The sequence below is a fragment of the Microbacterium alkaliflavum genome (assembly GCF_044325405.1).
GTDB classification, from domain to species: Bacteria; Actinomycetota; Actinomycetes; order Actinomycetales; family Microbacteriaceae; genus Microbacterium; species Microbacterium alkaliflavum.
Genome location: NZ_JBIQWL010000005.1, coordinates 19807 through 34134, shown reverse-complemented (window position 1 = coordinate 34134; position 14328 = coordinate 19807). Strand labels below are relative to the sequence as shown.

Below are 14328 nucleotides of genomic sequence, written 5' to 3'. Positions count from 1 at the left end.
CTCAGCTCGTGTGGAAGACGCCGTAGACGGTGTACACGGTGCCCGTTCCCGAACCCGCCGTGAAGGCGAGCGAGAGCGTCGTGAACGAGTCGGCGAACTGCAGGCCGTTCGTGGTCACGTGGTCCGCCAAGCCGAGCGCCTTCCACATGTCGCGGTAATGCGCGGTGATGTCGTCGGCGGACTCGTCGGTGCGGGCGACCAGGGCCACCTGCATGACACCGCCTTCGGTCGCGATGGAGCTCTGGATCACATCGGACTCCGGCGCGGGGGCTGCGGCCTTGGGAAAGCCGTCCACGAGCTTCCCCGTCGACGCAGCGGTGGGCGGCAGGTCGCCCTTGACGAGCGGTTCGTCACTCTTGACGGGCCGTACCGCGTCGATGAGAGGTTCCGACGCATCGGGCGCCGACGACGGCGGCAGCACTTCGCTTCCGGCGACCGGCGTGGCGCCGGGCACCGGACCGGGAGTCGCGCCGGCCGGGGGCGTGGCTGCAGCAGCGGATGTGGATGAGGGCCCTGCTGTGGCTGTGGGCGCGGACGAGGCCTCCGAGGCCTGGGGCAGCATCCTGCCGCCCTCGGGCGCCAGCAGCCAGACGACGAGGCCCAGCCCGACCACCATGACCGCACCCACGGCGATCAGCGTTGCCCGCATCGCAGGTGTCAGCCCGCGCGTCGATTCAGCGCGTACTTCTTCGCCCGATCCGGACGCACTCTCCCCAGGCGTCATCATCGATTCACCCCATCCCCCAAGAAACGACGAATGGCCCCCAAGCCGGCATCGCCGTTCCTTGAATCGTACTCTCCGGGACTCCCGGTTCCCGTTCGCCGTCTTCTCTCAGGTCGTTCTCTCAGCGAGCGGCGCGACCGAGTGAGCGGTCTCGCTCGCCGTCGCGAGCCGCCGCGTCGGAGCCGATCCGACTCACGCGGCCGGCAGTGCTTCCGGCTGCGCCGTCCGCGCGGGGGTCTCAAGCCGGATCGCAGGAGCCACATGCATGGGACTGAAGAACGTCTCGTGCCAGACCTCCAGCGACATGAGCGTCCAGATGCGGCTCTCCTCGTTGAACTGCCCGCTGTCGTGGCGGTCGAGCATGGCGCGGATCATGTTGCGGTCGAAGGTCTGGGCGACGAACGAGGACGGTCCGGTCAGCCTGTCCCGGACGTTGTCGCGCAGCGAGGTTCTGAACCAGCTGTCGAGAGGGACGCGGAAGCCGACCTTGGGCCGATCCACGATCTCGGCGGGGAGATAGCGGCGAGCGACCTCTTTGAGCACCCACTTCGTCTGGCCCGAGTGCACCTTCACGCTCGACGGAAGCCGGAAGGCGAGCTCGACCAGTCGGTGGTCGAGAAGCGGGGGACGCAGTTCGAGCGAGGTCGCCATCGACATCCTGTCGCCGCGTTCGAGCAGATTGTCCGGCAGCCAGCTGCGCAGGTCGCCGAGAAGCATCTCGCGGATCGCATCCGATCCGTCTCCCGCTCGAAGCATCGAGGTGGGCCTCGTCGGGACTCCGGAGAGGAGGCCGAGGCGCTCATCCGCCGTGAAGGGGGCGAACCAGGTGCGGTGGCGCTCTTCACGGCTGGGTGCCGCCCATGCCCGCAGCGCGATGCGCATCCGGCCGAGTGAGGCAGGCAGACGGGGATCGAGTGCGCGGCCGGCGAATCCGCGAAGCGACGGCGGCACGAGGGACAGCGACTCCATGGCGCGTGCGACGCGGTACTTCGGATAGCCGGCGAACAGCTCGTCGCCGCCCTCGCCCGACAGCACCACCGTCACTTCTCGACGGGCAGCCTGTGCGAGTCGGTAGACGGCGAAATCCGCCGGCTCGGACATGGGGGCGTCCCTGTGCCACGTGAGGGTGTGCCAGAGGCTCTCGAAGTCCGCCGAGTCGACGTGGACCTCGTGGTGCTCCGATCCGATGTGTGCGGCGACCTGCCGAGCGAACGGCAGCTCGTCGTGCCGGGGGTCGCCGAATCCGGCGGCGAATGTCTGGAGGCGCCCGTGGCTCAGTTCCGCTGCCTTGGCGGCGATCAAGCTGCTGTCGACGCCGCCGCTCAAGTAGGAGCCGACCGGAACGTCGGCGACGAGAGCCGAGCGCACCGCGTCGGTCACGGCGGCGTCGACGGCGTCGACGGCGTCGGTCGCGCGCCACCGACGCGAGTCCGCCGCCGGCGGAGCCCAGTACTCTACGTCCCTCATGGAGCCGTCCAGGCGAACCTCCATGCGATGGCCGGGCTCGAGCTTGCGAACGCCTTCGAAGAGAGTGAAGGGTGCCGGGACGGACCGGCCGTAGAGGTACGCGTCGAGGCTTGCGAGATCGACGTCGGGCGAGTGCGTCAGGCCCGCGAGGACGGTCTTGATCTCGGATCCGAAGAGGATCGACCCGCGATCGCGGTGGTAGTAGAGCGGGAGGATGCCGAGGCGATCACGCACGAGATGCAGCACGCCCGCGGAATGATCGAAGGCCGCGAAGGCGAACTGGCCCACGAGGCGGTCGAGGAAGCCGATGCCGTGCTCGACCAGGCCCGCCAGAAGCGTCTCGGTGTCGCCGTCCGTCCGGAACGGATAGCGCAGTCCTCGACGCAGCTCCTTGTAGTTGAAGATCTCGCCGTTGAGGATGAGGGTCCAGCGTCCGTCGATGCTGCGCATGGGCTGGACGGAGCCCGCGAGATCGATGATGGACAGTCGTCGATGCCCGAAGCCGATCGGCCCCTCGAGCCAGATCCCCTCGTCATCGGGTCCGCGATGATCCAGCGTCGCCATCATCCGCGTCACGAGGTTCCGGCGGACGCGGTCGCCGTCGAACCGCACCGCACCTGCGATCCCGCACATCTCAGCGGGCCCCCATCGGTGCAGGAAGGGATGGAACCGGCCACGCGCGCCCGCGGGTGTTCACACGACGGCTGGGGGCTGCCGCCGGAGGGCGCGCGTGACCGGAGTCTTCAGTGACGACCGCAGCGATCGCTCGCTGCAGGACGACGATGTCTTGTTGGTGAGCCGCGACGGCCACGCTCATCTTGTTTCCCCCAAGTTGTCTTCCTCCGCTGCTTCGGTGCGGCGGATCCACTGACGCGGCAGTGCCGCGTCAGTAAGCCCCTCTCGGCGCGACCATGACCTTCGCGGTGCGCCACATGATCTGCAGGTCGTTCGTGAGCGACCAGTTCTCGACGTATCTGAGGTCGAGGCGGACGCTCTCGTCCCACGTCAGGTCGCTGCGTCCGCTCACCTGCCACAGCCCCGTGATGCCTGGCTTGATGTACAGCCGGCGGAAGACGGTGCCGTCGTACGAGGTGACCTCGGACGGCAGCGGCGGCCGCGGCCCGACGACGCTCATGTCGCCGCGCAGCACGTTGAAGAACTGCGGGAGCTCGTCGAGCGAGTACTTCCGCAGGAAGGCGCCGACCCGTGTGATGCGCGGGTCGCTCTTCATCTTGAAGAGCAGGCCGGAGCCTTCGTTCTGCGACACCAGGGCGGCGAGCCGTGACTCGGCGTCCGAGGCCATCGTGCGGAACTTGAAGATCTTGAACTCGCGCCCGTCGCGGCCGACGCGCGTCTGCTGGAAGAAGACCGGTCCGCGCGAGTCGATGCGGATCGCTGCCGCGATGAAAGGAGTGAGCAGCGCGATGGGGATCAGGGCGAGCGAGGAGAACACGACATCGAGGGCGCGCTTGAAGGCGTGGGCACTTCCCTCGTACTCCGGGATCTTGACGTTGATGAGCGGAAGGCCCTCGATCTGGCGCAGCGAGATGCGCGGGCCTGCGACATCGATGAGTCGGCTCGAGAGGATGAGCTCGGCGGCCGTCCCTTCCAGCTGCCAGCTGAGGCGTTTGATGAAATCCGGATCGTCATCGGGCTGACCGGCGACGATGATCGTGTCTGCACCCCACGCCCGCGCCTGAGCGGCGGTGGCGTGCATCGAGCCGATGACGGGATAGCTGCGGCTGTCGACTTCGATCGCCGGCGCAGGGAATTCGGGCATCGTCGCACCCACCACGACGTAGCCGTGCTGGCCGGCCCCGGAGAGGCTCCTGATCACGTATTCGACGTCGTCGCGCGTGCCGGCGATGACGACGCGCGAGGTGTAATGACCGAATCCGCGCTGTGCGATGAGCCACTTGCGCCACAGCCAACGGCCGAGGAGCAGGGCGACGAGTCCGACCGGCAGGGCGATGGTGAGCTGGAAGCGAAGGCCTTCCCACTGGAAGACGACGAAGAGCATGGCGAGGATGCCGAGGGCGAAGCCCGAGGAGTTCGCGACCCGCTTGTACTCGGTCCCACCCCAGCCGACGATCGACGGCTCGCGTGTGCGCCATAGCCAGAGCACGGCGGCCCACGCGGCGCAGACCACGCATGCGACGCGCGCCGCGCCGATCAGGTGGGTGTTCGACGGTGCGAGCAGATAGTCGAGCGCCGCCGTCGCTGCCGTCGCACACACGACGATGGCGCCGTCGGTGGCGCGCAGGCGGCGAACGTATCGTCGCTCCCACGTGCGGCGCCGTTCGAGCGACGGCTGCGTGCGAGGCGTGGCGACCTTCGTAAGAGTCGGCGCGTCGGCACGCGGCACCGCCGCAGGCCGCAGGAGAGCCATCGGATCCCCACCCACAGCATGCGACGGTGCCGCGTCGATCGCGGTCACGAGCCCACCGCGATCCATCGCGCGCACAACAGTGCATCCCCAGATTGCATTGCGTTCCCCAAGTAACGCCCGGCATGCGATGAGCTGCCGGAGCATCCTTCCCCAAGTGCACGGCTACCGGAAATCGGGATATCCGGCGTTGGAGCTTCCCAAGGCTCCCTGTCGCGCGGTGCCACTGTACCCCGCCTGATCCCCGGAGGGGAAGTGCCTTCGTCCCCCGAATGGCGGACATTCGCAAATGGGATACGTCCCCCGAACGGGGGACAAGGATCGGAGAGTGAAAAATACCTGATGAGGGAAAGAAAACTCCCGTACGAGGTGCGTCTGCGTCGTATTCCGATCAGATGCGCGGTCTTCTCACCCGACCAGGGTGAAGGCCGTCAGGTATGCGCGGGGCTGGCCGCGCCGGCCGACGTGCCGCCGCAGGCTCCGTCGGAGTTTCGGGTCTTCCTCCGGAGCCTGCGAGCGGCGGCACGCCAGGCGCGGCCGGGCCGTGGTCCGTCAGAGCGCGCGAGATGCGCCTTGACCGACATCCCTCTCCCAAGCAAATGCACGAGCGGCGGCCATCACCGTTCGTACACCTTCCCCATACGCGACCCGACTGGATCTGTCGGGCATCGAGGGCTCCCAAGCCCCTTGCGCGATGACACTGTACCTCCGTGCCTTCGCGAAGGGAAGAGAGAGAAGTCGCCGGTGATCAGCCGATGAGCCTCACGAGGGCGTCGAGACCCATGCCGTAGTTGATCCGCTGGACGGGAAGCGCGAGTTTGTCGGTTCCGATCGTGACGTAGCCCGGGTCGATCGTGCGCGCCATCTCGAACCCTGCGAGCCGCAGGCCCTCTTTCGAGGTCTCGTTGTAGTGGCCGAACGGGTACGCCATGACCTCTTTGACACCCAGCACCTGCGCCGACGTCTCCATGTCGGCTGCGATCTCCTGCGCGCTCAGATTGACCATGAGTCCCTTGCCGTTCGCGCCCGCCTTGTGCATGTCGTGCGTGTGCGAGCGACGCAGCACCCACGGGTTGGGTGGGGGATCCTGGCGGTACGCCGTGATCATGAACGACGTCGTGAGCACCTGGTACTTCCCGACGACGGGTGCCGCCAGGTCGAACCACGACTGGTCGGCGTCGTCGTCCGTGACCACCACCGAGTGGTTCGGCAGCCAGAGCCGCGCATCGATGAGGGCGCTGAGCTCGTCCCACGTCGGCAGGTAGAAGCCGCCCGTCGCGATGTGGCTCATGTGCGCGTCGAAGTCGCCGATGTACGCGTAGTTGCCCCGCAGCCAGCCGCTCTCGCCGCCGGGGTTGGTCGTGAACTGGTGGTACATGAGGATCGGGATGCGCGCGTTCTCGGCGGCGTTGTCGGCGGGCGTCTTCCACGAGCCGTAGAGCGTGATCTCCTGATCCGTGCAGGCGACGAGCTTCGACCCGTTGACCCGGGCGGGGACGGTGAAGGATGCCGCGTCGGCCGGTGTCGCGTACCACCCGGCGAAGACGAATCCGTCCCGTGCCGGGATGGGCAGCCCCGAGTACAGCGCCCCCTGCGTCTCCAGCATCGGCGGGTCGGCGATCGCTTCGCCCTGGAAGCTCACGGCGCACGCGTTCGGATCCGTCGTCGTGGTCAGCAGCTGCTGAGACGGCGTGAGCGGCGTGGGAGTGGGGGTCGGAGTCGGCGTGGGGGTCGAGGAGGGAGTGGATGCGGTGGCCGCGGCATCCGTCGTCCGCGACAGGGCGATCGCGATGCCCGCCGTCGTCGCGCCGCCCACGAGCACGAGGACGGCGATCAGCGCAGCGAGAGCGCGTCGGCGGCGCACCTGCGCGGTCGCGCGTCGTCGAGATCGCTTCGGCTCTGTCGGCGAACTCACGGCGGCCCCACCCCCGGGTTGATCTGTTGCCCGGGCCGCTCCCCAGCGCACCCGTCAGCCACATTTTACCGAGGGTGTCCCCAGGGGCATGGCATCATCGGGCCATGGGCCGGGCAACGGGGCGCAGGGTGTCGAAGTGCGGATAGCGGTCGTGGGGGGCGGGGGCGCGGGCCTTGCGAGCGCATGGCTGCTCGAGGAACAGCACGACGTCACTCTCTTCGAGGCCGACGGCCGGCTCGGCGGTCACGCCCACACGATCGAGATCGACCTCGACGGCCACCCGGTGCCGATCGACGCCGGCTTCCAGTTCTTCGGACCCGGGAAGCCGTACACGACCTTCAATCGCCTGCTCGCCGAGCTTCGCGTGCCGCTGCGGACGTATTCCGCCACGATGAGCCTGTCACGCCTCACGGACGGCACTCACGTCGCCTTGCCGCCGTTCCGGCACGGGCGGATCGTATGGCCGTCGCTCACGCCCGCCGCGCTCTGCGACCTCATCGGATTCCGGCGGTTCCTGACCGGCATCCCGGAGTTCCTCGCGCAGCGCGACACGACGGTCACGATCGCGGAGTACATCGAGAGCAGGAGGATGCCCCGCTCGTTCGTCGACGGTTTCCTCTATCCGTTCCTCCTGGCGCTCTGGTGCGTCGATCTCACCCAGTTCCGCGAGTTCGCCGCTTACAACGCGCTCTTCTACCTCGGCGACGCGCTGCGAGGGGGCCTCCACGCGCCCGAGCAGGTCGAGATCGACGGCGGAATGAAGACCTATGTCGCGGCCCTGACGGCGACGCTGCGGCGCACGGACGTGCGGCTCGGCGCGCGGGTGCACCGGCTCACGCGCGAGGGCGAGTCGTGGCTCCTCGTCGACTCGACGGGTGCGCGACTCGCATTCGACCAGGTCGTGCTCGCGACCAATGCCCGCCAGGCGCACGAGCTCGTGTCATCGACGCCCGAGCTCGACGAGGTGAGCCGGCAGCTGCGTCGGATCCGCTACTTCGACACGACGATCGCCGTCCACGGCGATCGCCGGCTCATGCCGCGCAGCGAGTCGGTCTGGTCGGTCGTCAACGCTCGCTGGGACGGCACGCACAGCCAGATGTCGATCTGGAACCCCGATCGCGGACTGCCGGTGTTCCGCAGCTGGGTGACCTATGAGGACCGCCTGCCCGAACCGCTCTATGCGACGGCGATCTACGAGCACGCCCTCGTCACGGTCGACTACTTCGACGCGCAAGCGCGGCTGAAGCGCCTGCGCGGAAGCCATGGCGTGTGGCTCGCCGGCCTGTACGCCGACGACGCCGACTCGCACGAGAGCGCCGTGCACTCCGCTGTCACGATCGCGGAGCAGCTCGCGCCCGGCTCGCGGCGCCTGCGGGTGCTGCGAGCCTGAACGACGGAGCGGGTGGATGCTTCCCCACGCCCCCTCCATGCACCGCTTCGCGGCGCGCGGAGCCTCTGGCGCGTGGGCCCGGGCATCCACCCGCTCCTCGAAAAGGCCGGCTACGTGCGGGGCGGGTTGGCGGGCAGCCACTCTTCGAGCGACGTGTCGAAGATCCACGCTCCATCGACGGGCAGCAGCGTGCGCTCCTCGATCCGAGCCCCGTAGTACGGGGCCGAGTCGTCACGCACGACAGTGCGGGAGTCGCCTCGGAAGGTCAGGGCGCGCCGTGCCCATTCGTCCATGCCGAACTGCTCGGGTCCGGCGATCTCGCGATCGCCGTTCACGGGCTCACCCGCCGCTGTGCGCGCCACAGCCGTCGCGACATCCTCCGCGGCGATGGGCTGCACGAGTGCGCCCGGCAGCCGCACGGTGTCGCCGTCGGTCGAGATGTCGGCGATGCTGCCGACGAATTCGAAGAACTGCGTCGCGTGCACGAGGGAGAAGGGCACACCCGATTCGCGGATGAGCTTCTCCTGGGCGATCTTGGCGCGGAAGTACGGGATGCTCTGCGGGCGGTTCGTGCCGACGATCGTGAGCGCGACGTGGTGTCCGACGCCGGCGGCCTTCTCGGCGGCGATCAGGTTGTTCGTCGAGGTCGTGAAGAAGTCGAGCACGGCGCTCTCCTCGAATGACGGCGAGTTCGAGACGTCTACGACGACCTGCGCGCCCTCCACTGCTTCGGCGAGGCCCTCACCCGTGATCGAGTTCACCCCCGTGTTCGGGGATGCCGCGATGGCCTCGTGCCCATGCGCCGTGAGCTTCGCGACCACTTTCGAGCCGATGAGCCCTGTGCCTCCGATGACGACGATCTTCGCCATGTCCGTGTCCTTTCGGTTCCGTCGCCGCTGAAGCGGCGTCCGAAAAGCTCTGACCGGATGGGACGGCGAGCTGTGACGGGTCAGTGCCGCCAGTCGCGGAGCTTGTCGGGGTTGGCGACGAGCCACAGCCGGTCGATGCGCTCGGCTCTCAGGCCGACGGTGAGAACTCCGACGACCTCGCCGCCCGCGTGGAACGCGATGCCGGGCTCTGCGTTCACGGAGCACACGGCCGTCGCGGCTTCGACGTGCTCCTCGAAGAACCGCACGATCGTCTCGACGATGCCCTCGCGTCCTTCGACGGGTTCGAGGGGAGCGCGCACGCGCCCTCCGCCGTCGACCACGAGAACGGCGTCCGTGTGCAGCATCCCCGCGATCCGACCGAGGTCTCGCTCATCGCATGCGCGGGCCAGCGATCGGACCGCGCGGTCGTGCACCCGAGGGGACGGACGCTCGGATGCGCGGGCGCGCAGGATCCCGGGCGTTCGTCGCCGCGGCGTCATGACTCCGCCGTGGTCACATGACGCAGCTTCTCCGGGGCCATGGTCCACAGCAGCTGAAGGATGCCGTCGCTCGAAGGCGTCAGGCTGATCGCCGTCGTGACTGTGCCGCCCTCGATGAGCAGTGCTGCCGGCCGGCCGTTGATCTCGACCCAGTCGATCTCCTTGCCGGTCCAGAAATGGTGCGCGAAGGCGGCGACGAAGGCGGCGACGCGCGCGCGTCCGGCGACCGGGATGCGCGCCGCGAGCTTCGCGCCGTTGCCGTCGGTGTAGCTGACCACGTCCTGTGCGAAGAGCTCCTCGAGCGCCGCGACATCACCGTGCTGCGCGGCCTTCAAGAACGCCTCCAGCAGCCTCCGATGCTGTGTCGGCTCGACCACGGCCCGTCGATCGGCCGCGAGGTGCTTGCGGGCCCGGCTGACCAGCTGTCGCGCGCCGGCCACGCTCGTCTCCACGACCTCGGCGATGCGCTCGTACGGGTAGTCGAGCGCTTCACGCAGTACATAGGCGGCCCGCTCGGTCGGGGTGAGCTTCTCGAGCAGGATGAGCATCGCGAGCGTGAGGGCCTCGCCGCGCTCCGCTCCCAGCGCCGGATCGTCTTCCGTGTTGATCGGCTCAGGGAGCCACGGGCCGATGTACGTCTCTCGGCGCACGCGCGCGGACTGCAGGGAGTTGATCGACAGACGCGTCGTGATCGTCGCGAGGAACGCCGCGGGCTCGACGATCTCGTGCCGGTCGGCGGCCTGCCATCGGATCCACGTGTCCTGCAGGATGTCCTCCGCGTCGGCGACGCTGCCGAGCATGCGGTAGGCGATGCCGAACAGCCGTCGACGGGATGCCGCGAACACCGCAGCTGCGGACGAGAGCCCGTCGTCGCCGGGTTGGGTGGAATCGGCTCGGTTCATCCGGGGGTTGTGATCGGGGACTGATGCGGATCCGATCATCCTCCGATTCTCCGTGCGCACGACACCATCCATCGGCTTCGACCTCTCGTTCGCTCCTCGCCTCGTCGCGCTCCCGCGCGACACCCACGCAAGAGACGACCGCGCAGCATCCCGATCTGTGACAGCCGGGTCACTGCCGCCCGTCGGCGCGCGTGAGGACGAGCCGCAGACTCGAGATGCGCTCCGCACGGGTCGCGACGGTCAGCACGCCCACGAGGTCGTGACGCGTGTGCAGCGCGATGCCGCGCTCCCCGTTGACCGCGCACTCGATCGCGACGGCCGCGTGCGCGTCGAGCATCGTCGTGAGCACGTCGACGATCCGGGCGCGACCGTGGATCGGGTGCTGCGCGGCAGTCGCCGTCCCGTCGATCGTGAGGACGGCGTCGGGATGCAGCACCCGCACGAGGCGGGCGAAGTCACGCTCATCGCACGCGTACGCCAGCGCCTGGACGGCGAGGCGGTGATGCCGGGCGGCTGAGGGGGCGTGGGTTCGCCGTCGAAGCGGCCAGGGCACACCTCGGCGACGCATCACCTCCATGCTCCGGCGCGGGCGTCGACGAACCGCGCGACGACGGGCGATGGAGCGTCCGCGCGCGGCGATTCGGGTTCGTCGCTGGGCATCCGGATCCGGGAGATCAGAGCAGGGGGTCGGCTCCGATCATGCTCCTGATCCCCCTTCGCGCGCTACAGCCTGTGGGAAACCCGACGCAGGAAAGACGAAACCCCCGCGATGTAGAAGCTACGCGGGGGTTTCAGTGGCTCCGACCGGCATCGATCCGGTGACCTTTCGATTTCAGTGAGCCCGGGCCCCGGAACGCACAGTATCGTCCGTGGCAGCCTCAATGCTTGCGTGTTGCGCTAGTATTGGTGTGTGAGGTTCGCGGACCGTGACATCGAGGAGTACTGGCTCGGTGGATCGGCTCCGCGACGCGTGCCGCCAGACGTCCGGAAGCGTCTCGTGCGCAAGCTTCAGATGCTGGATGCAGCAGCGGAGCTCGAAGACCTGAGGATTCCGCCCTCCAACCACCTTGAGAAGCTCCAGGGTGATCGGGCGGGCAGCTACAGCATCCGCGTCAACGACCAATGGAGACTGGTCTTCGACTGGGACGGAGGGGAAGCGAACAATGTCGCATTCATCGACTATCACTGACGATCTCTCGACGCCGGGCGAGATCCTCCTCGAGGAGTTCCTCGAGCCGTTCGGCCTGAGTCAGTACGAGCTCGCCAAGCGCATCGGCGTCGACCAGGCGCGGATCTCGCGGATCGTCCGCGGCAAGCAGGCGATCACCGCCGACACCGCGCTGCGCCTCGGCGCGTTCTTCGGCACCACTCCGCAGTTCTGGCTGAGGCTCCAGGAGGGCTACGACCTCGCGCTCGCTCGCGTCGAGACACCGATCGGCGCGATCCAGCCATTGAGCGCGTGAAGCCTCAGGCGCTGCACGCGCGAGTTCGAGCGTTCTAGATCACCGGACTCGATCCGGAACGAAACGGCACAACGGCCCGCGATCCCAGTGTTCTCAGGCAAGACGAAACCCCCGCGATGTAGAAGCTACGCGGGGGTTTCAGTGGCTCCGACCGGCATCGATCCGGTGACCTTTCGATTTTCAGTCGAACGCTCTACCAACTGAGCTACAGAGCCGCACGGCATCCGAAGCTGCCGCGTCCTAGACGAAAGGCCCTCTGAAACCAAAGGGCCTGTCGCTCTGGAGCGACCCTGACGGGACTTGAACCCGCGACCTCCGCCGTGACAGGGCGGCACGCTAACCAACTGCGCTACAGGGCCATGCTTATTCAATTGTGTTTGTCGGCGTGGTGACCCCAACGGGATTCGAACCCGTGCTACCGCCGTGAAAGGGCGGCGTCCTAGGCCACTAAACGATGGGGCCGGATGAACCCCTGGCTCAAGGCCCGGCGCTCACGCTTACCGACGCTCAAGCATAAGAGATCTGAGGCGAATGCGCCAATCGAGGGCGCGTCAGTGTGGAAAACCGCGTCAGATCGGCGCACGATTGGACAGTGCATCCTCGGCCGATCGGGGGCAGGATGGATGTACGCACCCCTTGCGCCTGTGACTGATGTTGCTAGTGTGAATGGAGTTGTCCCGACAGGGGGAGGATCGCGTGGAGCAGGATCACGCCCTCGAGGAATGCGGCTGCGCGCCGTCTCCGCGAGAGCGGCGTGCCCTCTGGCCCTCCCTCGTCAACCGGAGGACGGCCCTGGGTCTCGGCGTTCTCGCCGTCGTGGGCGTTGCCGCGCTCGCAGGGCCGCTGCTTCCGCCCGCCTTCGCCGCCGACTATCCGTCGTGGGACGACGTCCAGGCCGCTCGCGCCAGCGAATCCGCCAAGGCGGCCGAGGTGCAGAAGATCCAGGGCCTCATCGAGGGCCTGACTGCCGAGGTCTCGCGCACGCAGGCTGAAGCCGAGCGCACCTCCGCCGAGTTCTACCAGGCGCAGCAGGACTACTTCGATGCGGCGCAGCGCGCCGACCAGCTGCAGCAGCAGGCCGATCAGCAGGCCGCCGCGGCGATCGACGCCGCCAACAAGGCCGGCCGGGTCGCCGCCCAGCTCTACCGCAACGGCGGTGACGACACGTCGCTGGAGCTCTTCTTCGCGGGTTCGGCGGCGTCGGCCGACGACCTGCTCGCGCGGCTCGGCACGATGGACCAGCTCATCGCCCGCAACCAGGCCGTCTACGCGGACGCCATCACGGCGCGCGACTCGGCGCAGAGCCTGAGCGATCAGGCCGTCGTCGCGCGCGACGAACGCGATCGGCTGCAGCAGGTGGCCGAGCAGAAGATGGTCGCAGCGCAGCAGGCCGCCGACGCGGCGCAGGCCGCCCTCGACGAGCAGCAGGCCCACCTGGTCGACCTGCAGGCCCAGCTCTCGGCTCTGCAGGACAAGACCGCCCAGACGATCGCGGGCTACGAGGCCGGAGTCGAGGCCGCCCGCAAGGCGGCCGAGGAGGCTGCGGCGAAAGCCGCCGCGGAGGCGGCGGCGAAGGCGGCGTCCGCAGCGGGAAGCGGTGGCGGCGGACGCGGCGGAGCCGTCGCAGGCTCGGGCTGGGCGCGACCCTCGTCGGGCTATCAGTCCTCGGGCTACGGCCCGCGCACCGTGCAGTGCGGCAACGGCTACTGCTCGAGCGGCTACCACTACGGCGTCGACCTCGCCTCGGGGTGCGGCTCGGCGATCTACGCCGCCCAGAGCGGCACCGTCGTCTACGCCGGCCGGAACGGCGGGTACGGCAACTACATCAAGCTCGACCACGGCGGAGGAATCGGCACGGGGTACGGCCACATCCAGAACGGCGGCATCCTCGTCCGCAACGGACAGTGGGTGAACGTGGGCCAGGTCATCGCGTACGAGGGCAACACGGGCAACTCGTTCGGCTGCCACCTGCACTTCGAGACCTACGTCAACGGCTTCCCGGTCAACCCGATCAACTTCATGGCCGATCGGGGCATCTCGGTCTGATCGCCCTCGCCTGAAAAGGCGGAGGGGGCGGATGCCGCGGCACCCACCCCCTCGAAAACCTGCGTCAGAGCGTGTTCGGGGCTTCGCCCTCACCCTGGGTGGCGGTCTGGCCCTCGTGCTGGGTGAAGCGCTCGAACGCCTCGGCGACGAGGCGCTCGGCCTCGGCGGCGCCTGCCCACTCGTCGACCTTGACCCACTTGTTCGGCTCGAGGTCCTTGTAGTGCTCGAAGAAGTGCTCGATCTCCTTGCGGGTGTACTCCGGGATGTCGCCGACGTCCTGGATGTGCGCCCAGCGGGGGTCCTTGCCCAGCACCGCGACGACCTTGTCGTCTCCGCCGGCCTCATCGCTCATCTTGAGCACGCCGACGGGACGGACCTTGGCGAGCACGCCGGGAGCGAGGTCGAAGTCCAGCAGCACGAGCACGTCGAGCGGGTCCCCGTCCTCGCCGAGGGTGTTCTCGAAGAACCCGTAGTTGGTGGGGTAGCCGAATGCCGTGTACAGGATGCGGTCGAGGAAGACGCGGCCCGTGCCGTGGTCGACCTCGTACTTCACGCGGCTGCCGCGCGGGATCTCGATGACGGCGTCGTATGCGCCCATGGTTGGACTCCTTCGAAGACGGTGGGATGCCGCGACAAGCCTAGTCTCGGGCGTTCAGCGTCCCGAAC

Annotated in this window: 13 protein-coding genes and 3 tRNA genes; 4 read left to right on the top strand and 12 right to left on the bottom strand. The window is 68.3% G+C overall.

Annotated elements, in window-relative coordinates; translation table 11 throughout:
* Position 1: 1 nt before the first annotated feature.
* From ACH3VR_RS14470 to ACH3VR_RS14455, 4 genes are all read right to left on the bottom strand, one after another.
* On the bottom strand, positions 2–649 hold the full coding sequence (locus ACH3VR_RS14470; protein WP_397557025.1) for a hypothetical protein: 648 nt from the start codon (positions 647–649) through the stop codon (positions 2–4).
* A gap of 267 nt (positions 650–916) precedes the next feature.
* Positions 917–2824, bottom strand: a complete 1908-nt coding sequence (gene asnB / locus ACH3VR_RS14465) for an asparagine synthase (glutamine-hydrolyzing) (RefSeq protein ID WP_397557024.1) — start codon at positions 2822–2824, stop codon at positions 917–919.
* Positions 2825–3077: 253 nt separating this feature from the next.
* On the bottom strand, positions 3078–4580 hold the full coding sequence (locus ACH3VR_RS14460; RefSeq protein ID WP_397557023.1) for a sugar transferase: 1503 nt from the start codon (positions 4578–4580) through the stop codon (positions 3078–3080).
* Between the two features lie 745 nt (positions 4581–5325).
* Positions 5326–6492, bottom strand: a complete 1167-nt coding sequence (locus ACH3VR_RS14455; RefSeq protein ID WP_397557022.1) for a polysaccharide deacetylase family protein — start codon at positions 6490–6492, stop codon at positions 5326–5328.
* An 88-nt stretch (positions 6493–6580) separates the two neighbouring features.
* On the opposite strand from ACH3VR_RS14455, the gene ACH3VR_RS14450 reads away from it, so the two are divergent.
* Complete coding sequence (locus tag ACH3VR_RS14450; protein ID WP_397557021.1) at positions 6581–7882, top strand: FAD-dependent oxidoreductase; 1302 nt, start codon at positions 6581–6583, stop codon at positions 7880–7882.
* A gap of 110 nt (positions 7883–7992) precedes the next feature.
* On the opposite strand, the gene ACH3VR_RS14445 is transcribed toward ACH3VR_RS14450, so the two are convergent.
* From ACH3VR_RS14445 to ACH3VR_RS14430, 4 genes are all read right to left on the bottom strand, one after another.
* Positions 7993–8751 carry an SDR family oxidoreductase gene (locus ACH3VR_RS14445; protein WP_397557020.1) on the bottom strand — a complete coding sequence of 253 codons (759 nt, stop codon included), beginning with the start codon at positions 8749–8751 and terminating at the stop codon, positions 7993–7995.
* 80 nt (positions 8752–8831) lie between these two features.
* Positions 8832–9116 (bottom strand): sigma-70 family RNA polymerase sigma factor family protein, encoded by a 285-nt coding sequence (locus ACH3VR_RS14440; RefSeq protein WP_397557019.1) that lies wholly within the window; start codon positions 9114–9116, stop codon positions 8832–8834.
* Between the two features lie 131 nt (positions 9117–9247).
* Positions 9248–10153 (bottom strand): RNA polymerase sigma-70 factor, encoded by a 906-nt coding sequence (locus ACH3VR_RS14435; protein ID WP_397557018.1) that lies wholly within the window; start codon positions 10151–10153, stop codon positions 9248–9250.
* A 169-nt stretch (positions 10154–10322) separates the two neighbouring features.
* The gene (locus ACH3VR_RS14430; protein WP_397557017.1) at positions 10323–10721 is read right to left on the bottom strand and encodes a nuclear transport factor 2 family protein; all 399 of its coding nucleotides are present in this window, start codon (positions 10719–10721) and stop codon (positions 10323–10325) included.
* Between the two features lie 342 nt (positions 10722–11063).
* Between ACH3VR_RS14430 and ACH3VR_RS14425 the strand changes: the two genes are divergently transcribed.
* Positions 11064–11342 carry a type II toxin-antitoxin system RelE/ParE family toxin gene (locus ACH3VR_RS14425; protein WP_397557016.1) on the top strand — a complete coding sequence of 93 codons (279 nt, stop codon included), beginning with the start codon at positions 11064–11066 and terminating at the stop codon, positions 11340–11342.
* Positions 11317–11616 (top strand): HigA family addiction module antitoxin, encoded by a 300-nt coding sequence (locus tag ACH3VR_RS14420; RefSeq protein ID WP_397557015.1) that lies wholly within the window; start codon positions 11317–11319, stop codon positions 11614–11616. The genes ACH3VR_RS14425 and ACH3VR_RS14420 overlap by 26 nt, the downstream gene beginning before the upstream one ends.
* Before the next feature lie 142 nt (positions 11617–11758).
* On the opposite strand, the gene ACH3VR_RS14415 is transcribed toward ACH3VR_RS14420, so the two are convergent.
* From ACH3VR_RS14415 to ACH3VR_RS14405, 3 genes are all read right to left on the bottom strand, one after another.
* Positions 11759–11831: transfer RNA gene (locus tag ACH3VR_RS14415), tRNA-Phe, on the bottom strand.
* Positions 11832–11901: 70 nt separating this feature from the next.
* Positions 11902–11975, bottom strand: a tRNA-Asp gene (locus ACH3VR_RS14410).
* Positions 11976–12002: 27 nt separating this feature from the next.
* A tRNA-Glu gene (locus ACH3VR_RS14405) sits at positions 12003–12078 on the bottom strand.
* Positions 12079–12282: 204 nt separating this feature from the next.
* Between ACH3VR_RS14405 and ACH3VR_RS14400 the strand changes: the two genes are divergently transcribed.
* Positions 12283–13662, top strand: a complete 1380-nt coding sequence (locus tag ACH3VR_RS14400; RefSeq protein WP_397557014.1) for a peptidoglycan DD-metalloendopeptidase family protein — start codon at positions 12283–12285, stop codon at positions 13660–13662.
* Between the two features lie 64 nt (positions 13663–13726).
* Here ACH3VR_RS14400 and ppa read toward each other — a convergent pair whose 3' ends face one another.
* A complete protein-coding gene (ppa, locus tag ACH3VR_RS14395) occupies positions 13727–14260 on the bottom strand; it encodes an inorganic diphosphatase (protein ID WP_397557013.1) in 534 nt (177 codons plus the stop codon).
* Between the last annotated feature and the right edge of the window lie 68 nt (positions 14261–14328).

What these genes read in the sequence shown, in the direction of transcription:
- asnB (WP_397557024.1), bottom strand. Translation starts at nt 2,824, where the DNA reads ATGTGCGGGATCGCAGGTGCGGTGCGGTTCGACGGCGACCGCGTCCGC.
- ACH3VR_RS14470 (WP_397557025.1), bottom strand. Translation starts at nt 649, where the DNA reads ATGCGGGCAACGCTGATCGCCGTGGGTGCGGTCATGGTGGTCGGGCTG.
- ACH3VR_RS14445 (WP_397557020.1), bottom strand. Translation starts at nt 8,751, where the DNA reads ATGGCGAAGATCGTCGTCATCGGAGGCACAGGGCTCATCGGCTCGAAA.
- ACH3VR_RS14430 (WP_397557017.1), bottom strand. Translation starts at nt 10,721, where the DNA reads ATGCGTCGCCGAGGTGTGCCCTGGCCGCTTCGACGGCGAACCCACGCC.
- ACH3VR_RS14450 (WP_397557021.1), top strand. Translation starts at nt 6,581, where the DNA reads ATGGCATCATCGGGCCATGGGCCGGGCAACGGGGCGCAGGGTGTCGAA.
- ACH3VR_RS14440 (WP_397557019.1), bottom strand. Translation starts at nt 9,116, where the DNA reads ATGCTGCACACGGACGCCGTTCTCGTGGTCGACGGCGGAGGGCGCGTG.
- ACH3VR_RS14420 (WP_397557015.1), top strand. Translation starts at nt 11,317, where the DNA reads ATGTCGCATTCATCGACTATCACTGACGATCTCTCGACGCCGGGCGAG.
- ppa (WP_397557013.1), bottom strand. Translation starts at nt 14,260, where the DNA reads ATGGGCGCATACGACGCCGTCATCGAGATCCCGCGCGGCAGCCGCGTG.
- ACH3VR_RS14460 (WP_397557023.1), bottom strand. Translation starts at nt 4,580, where the DNA reads ATGGCTCTCCTGCGGCCTGCGGCGGTGCCGCGTGCCGACGCGCCGACT.
- ACH3VR_RS14435 (WP_397557018.1), bottom strand. Translation starts at nt 10,153, where the DNA reads ATGAACCGAGCCGATTCCACCCAACCCGGCGACGACGGGCTCTCGTCC.
- ACH3VR_RS14400 (WP_397557014.1), top strand. Translation starts at nt 12,283, where the DNA reads ATGGAGTTGTCCCGACAGGGGGAGGATCGCGTGGAGCAGGATCACGCC.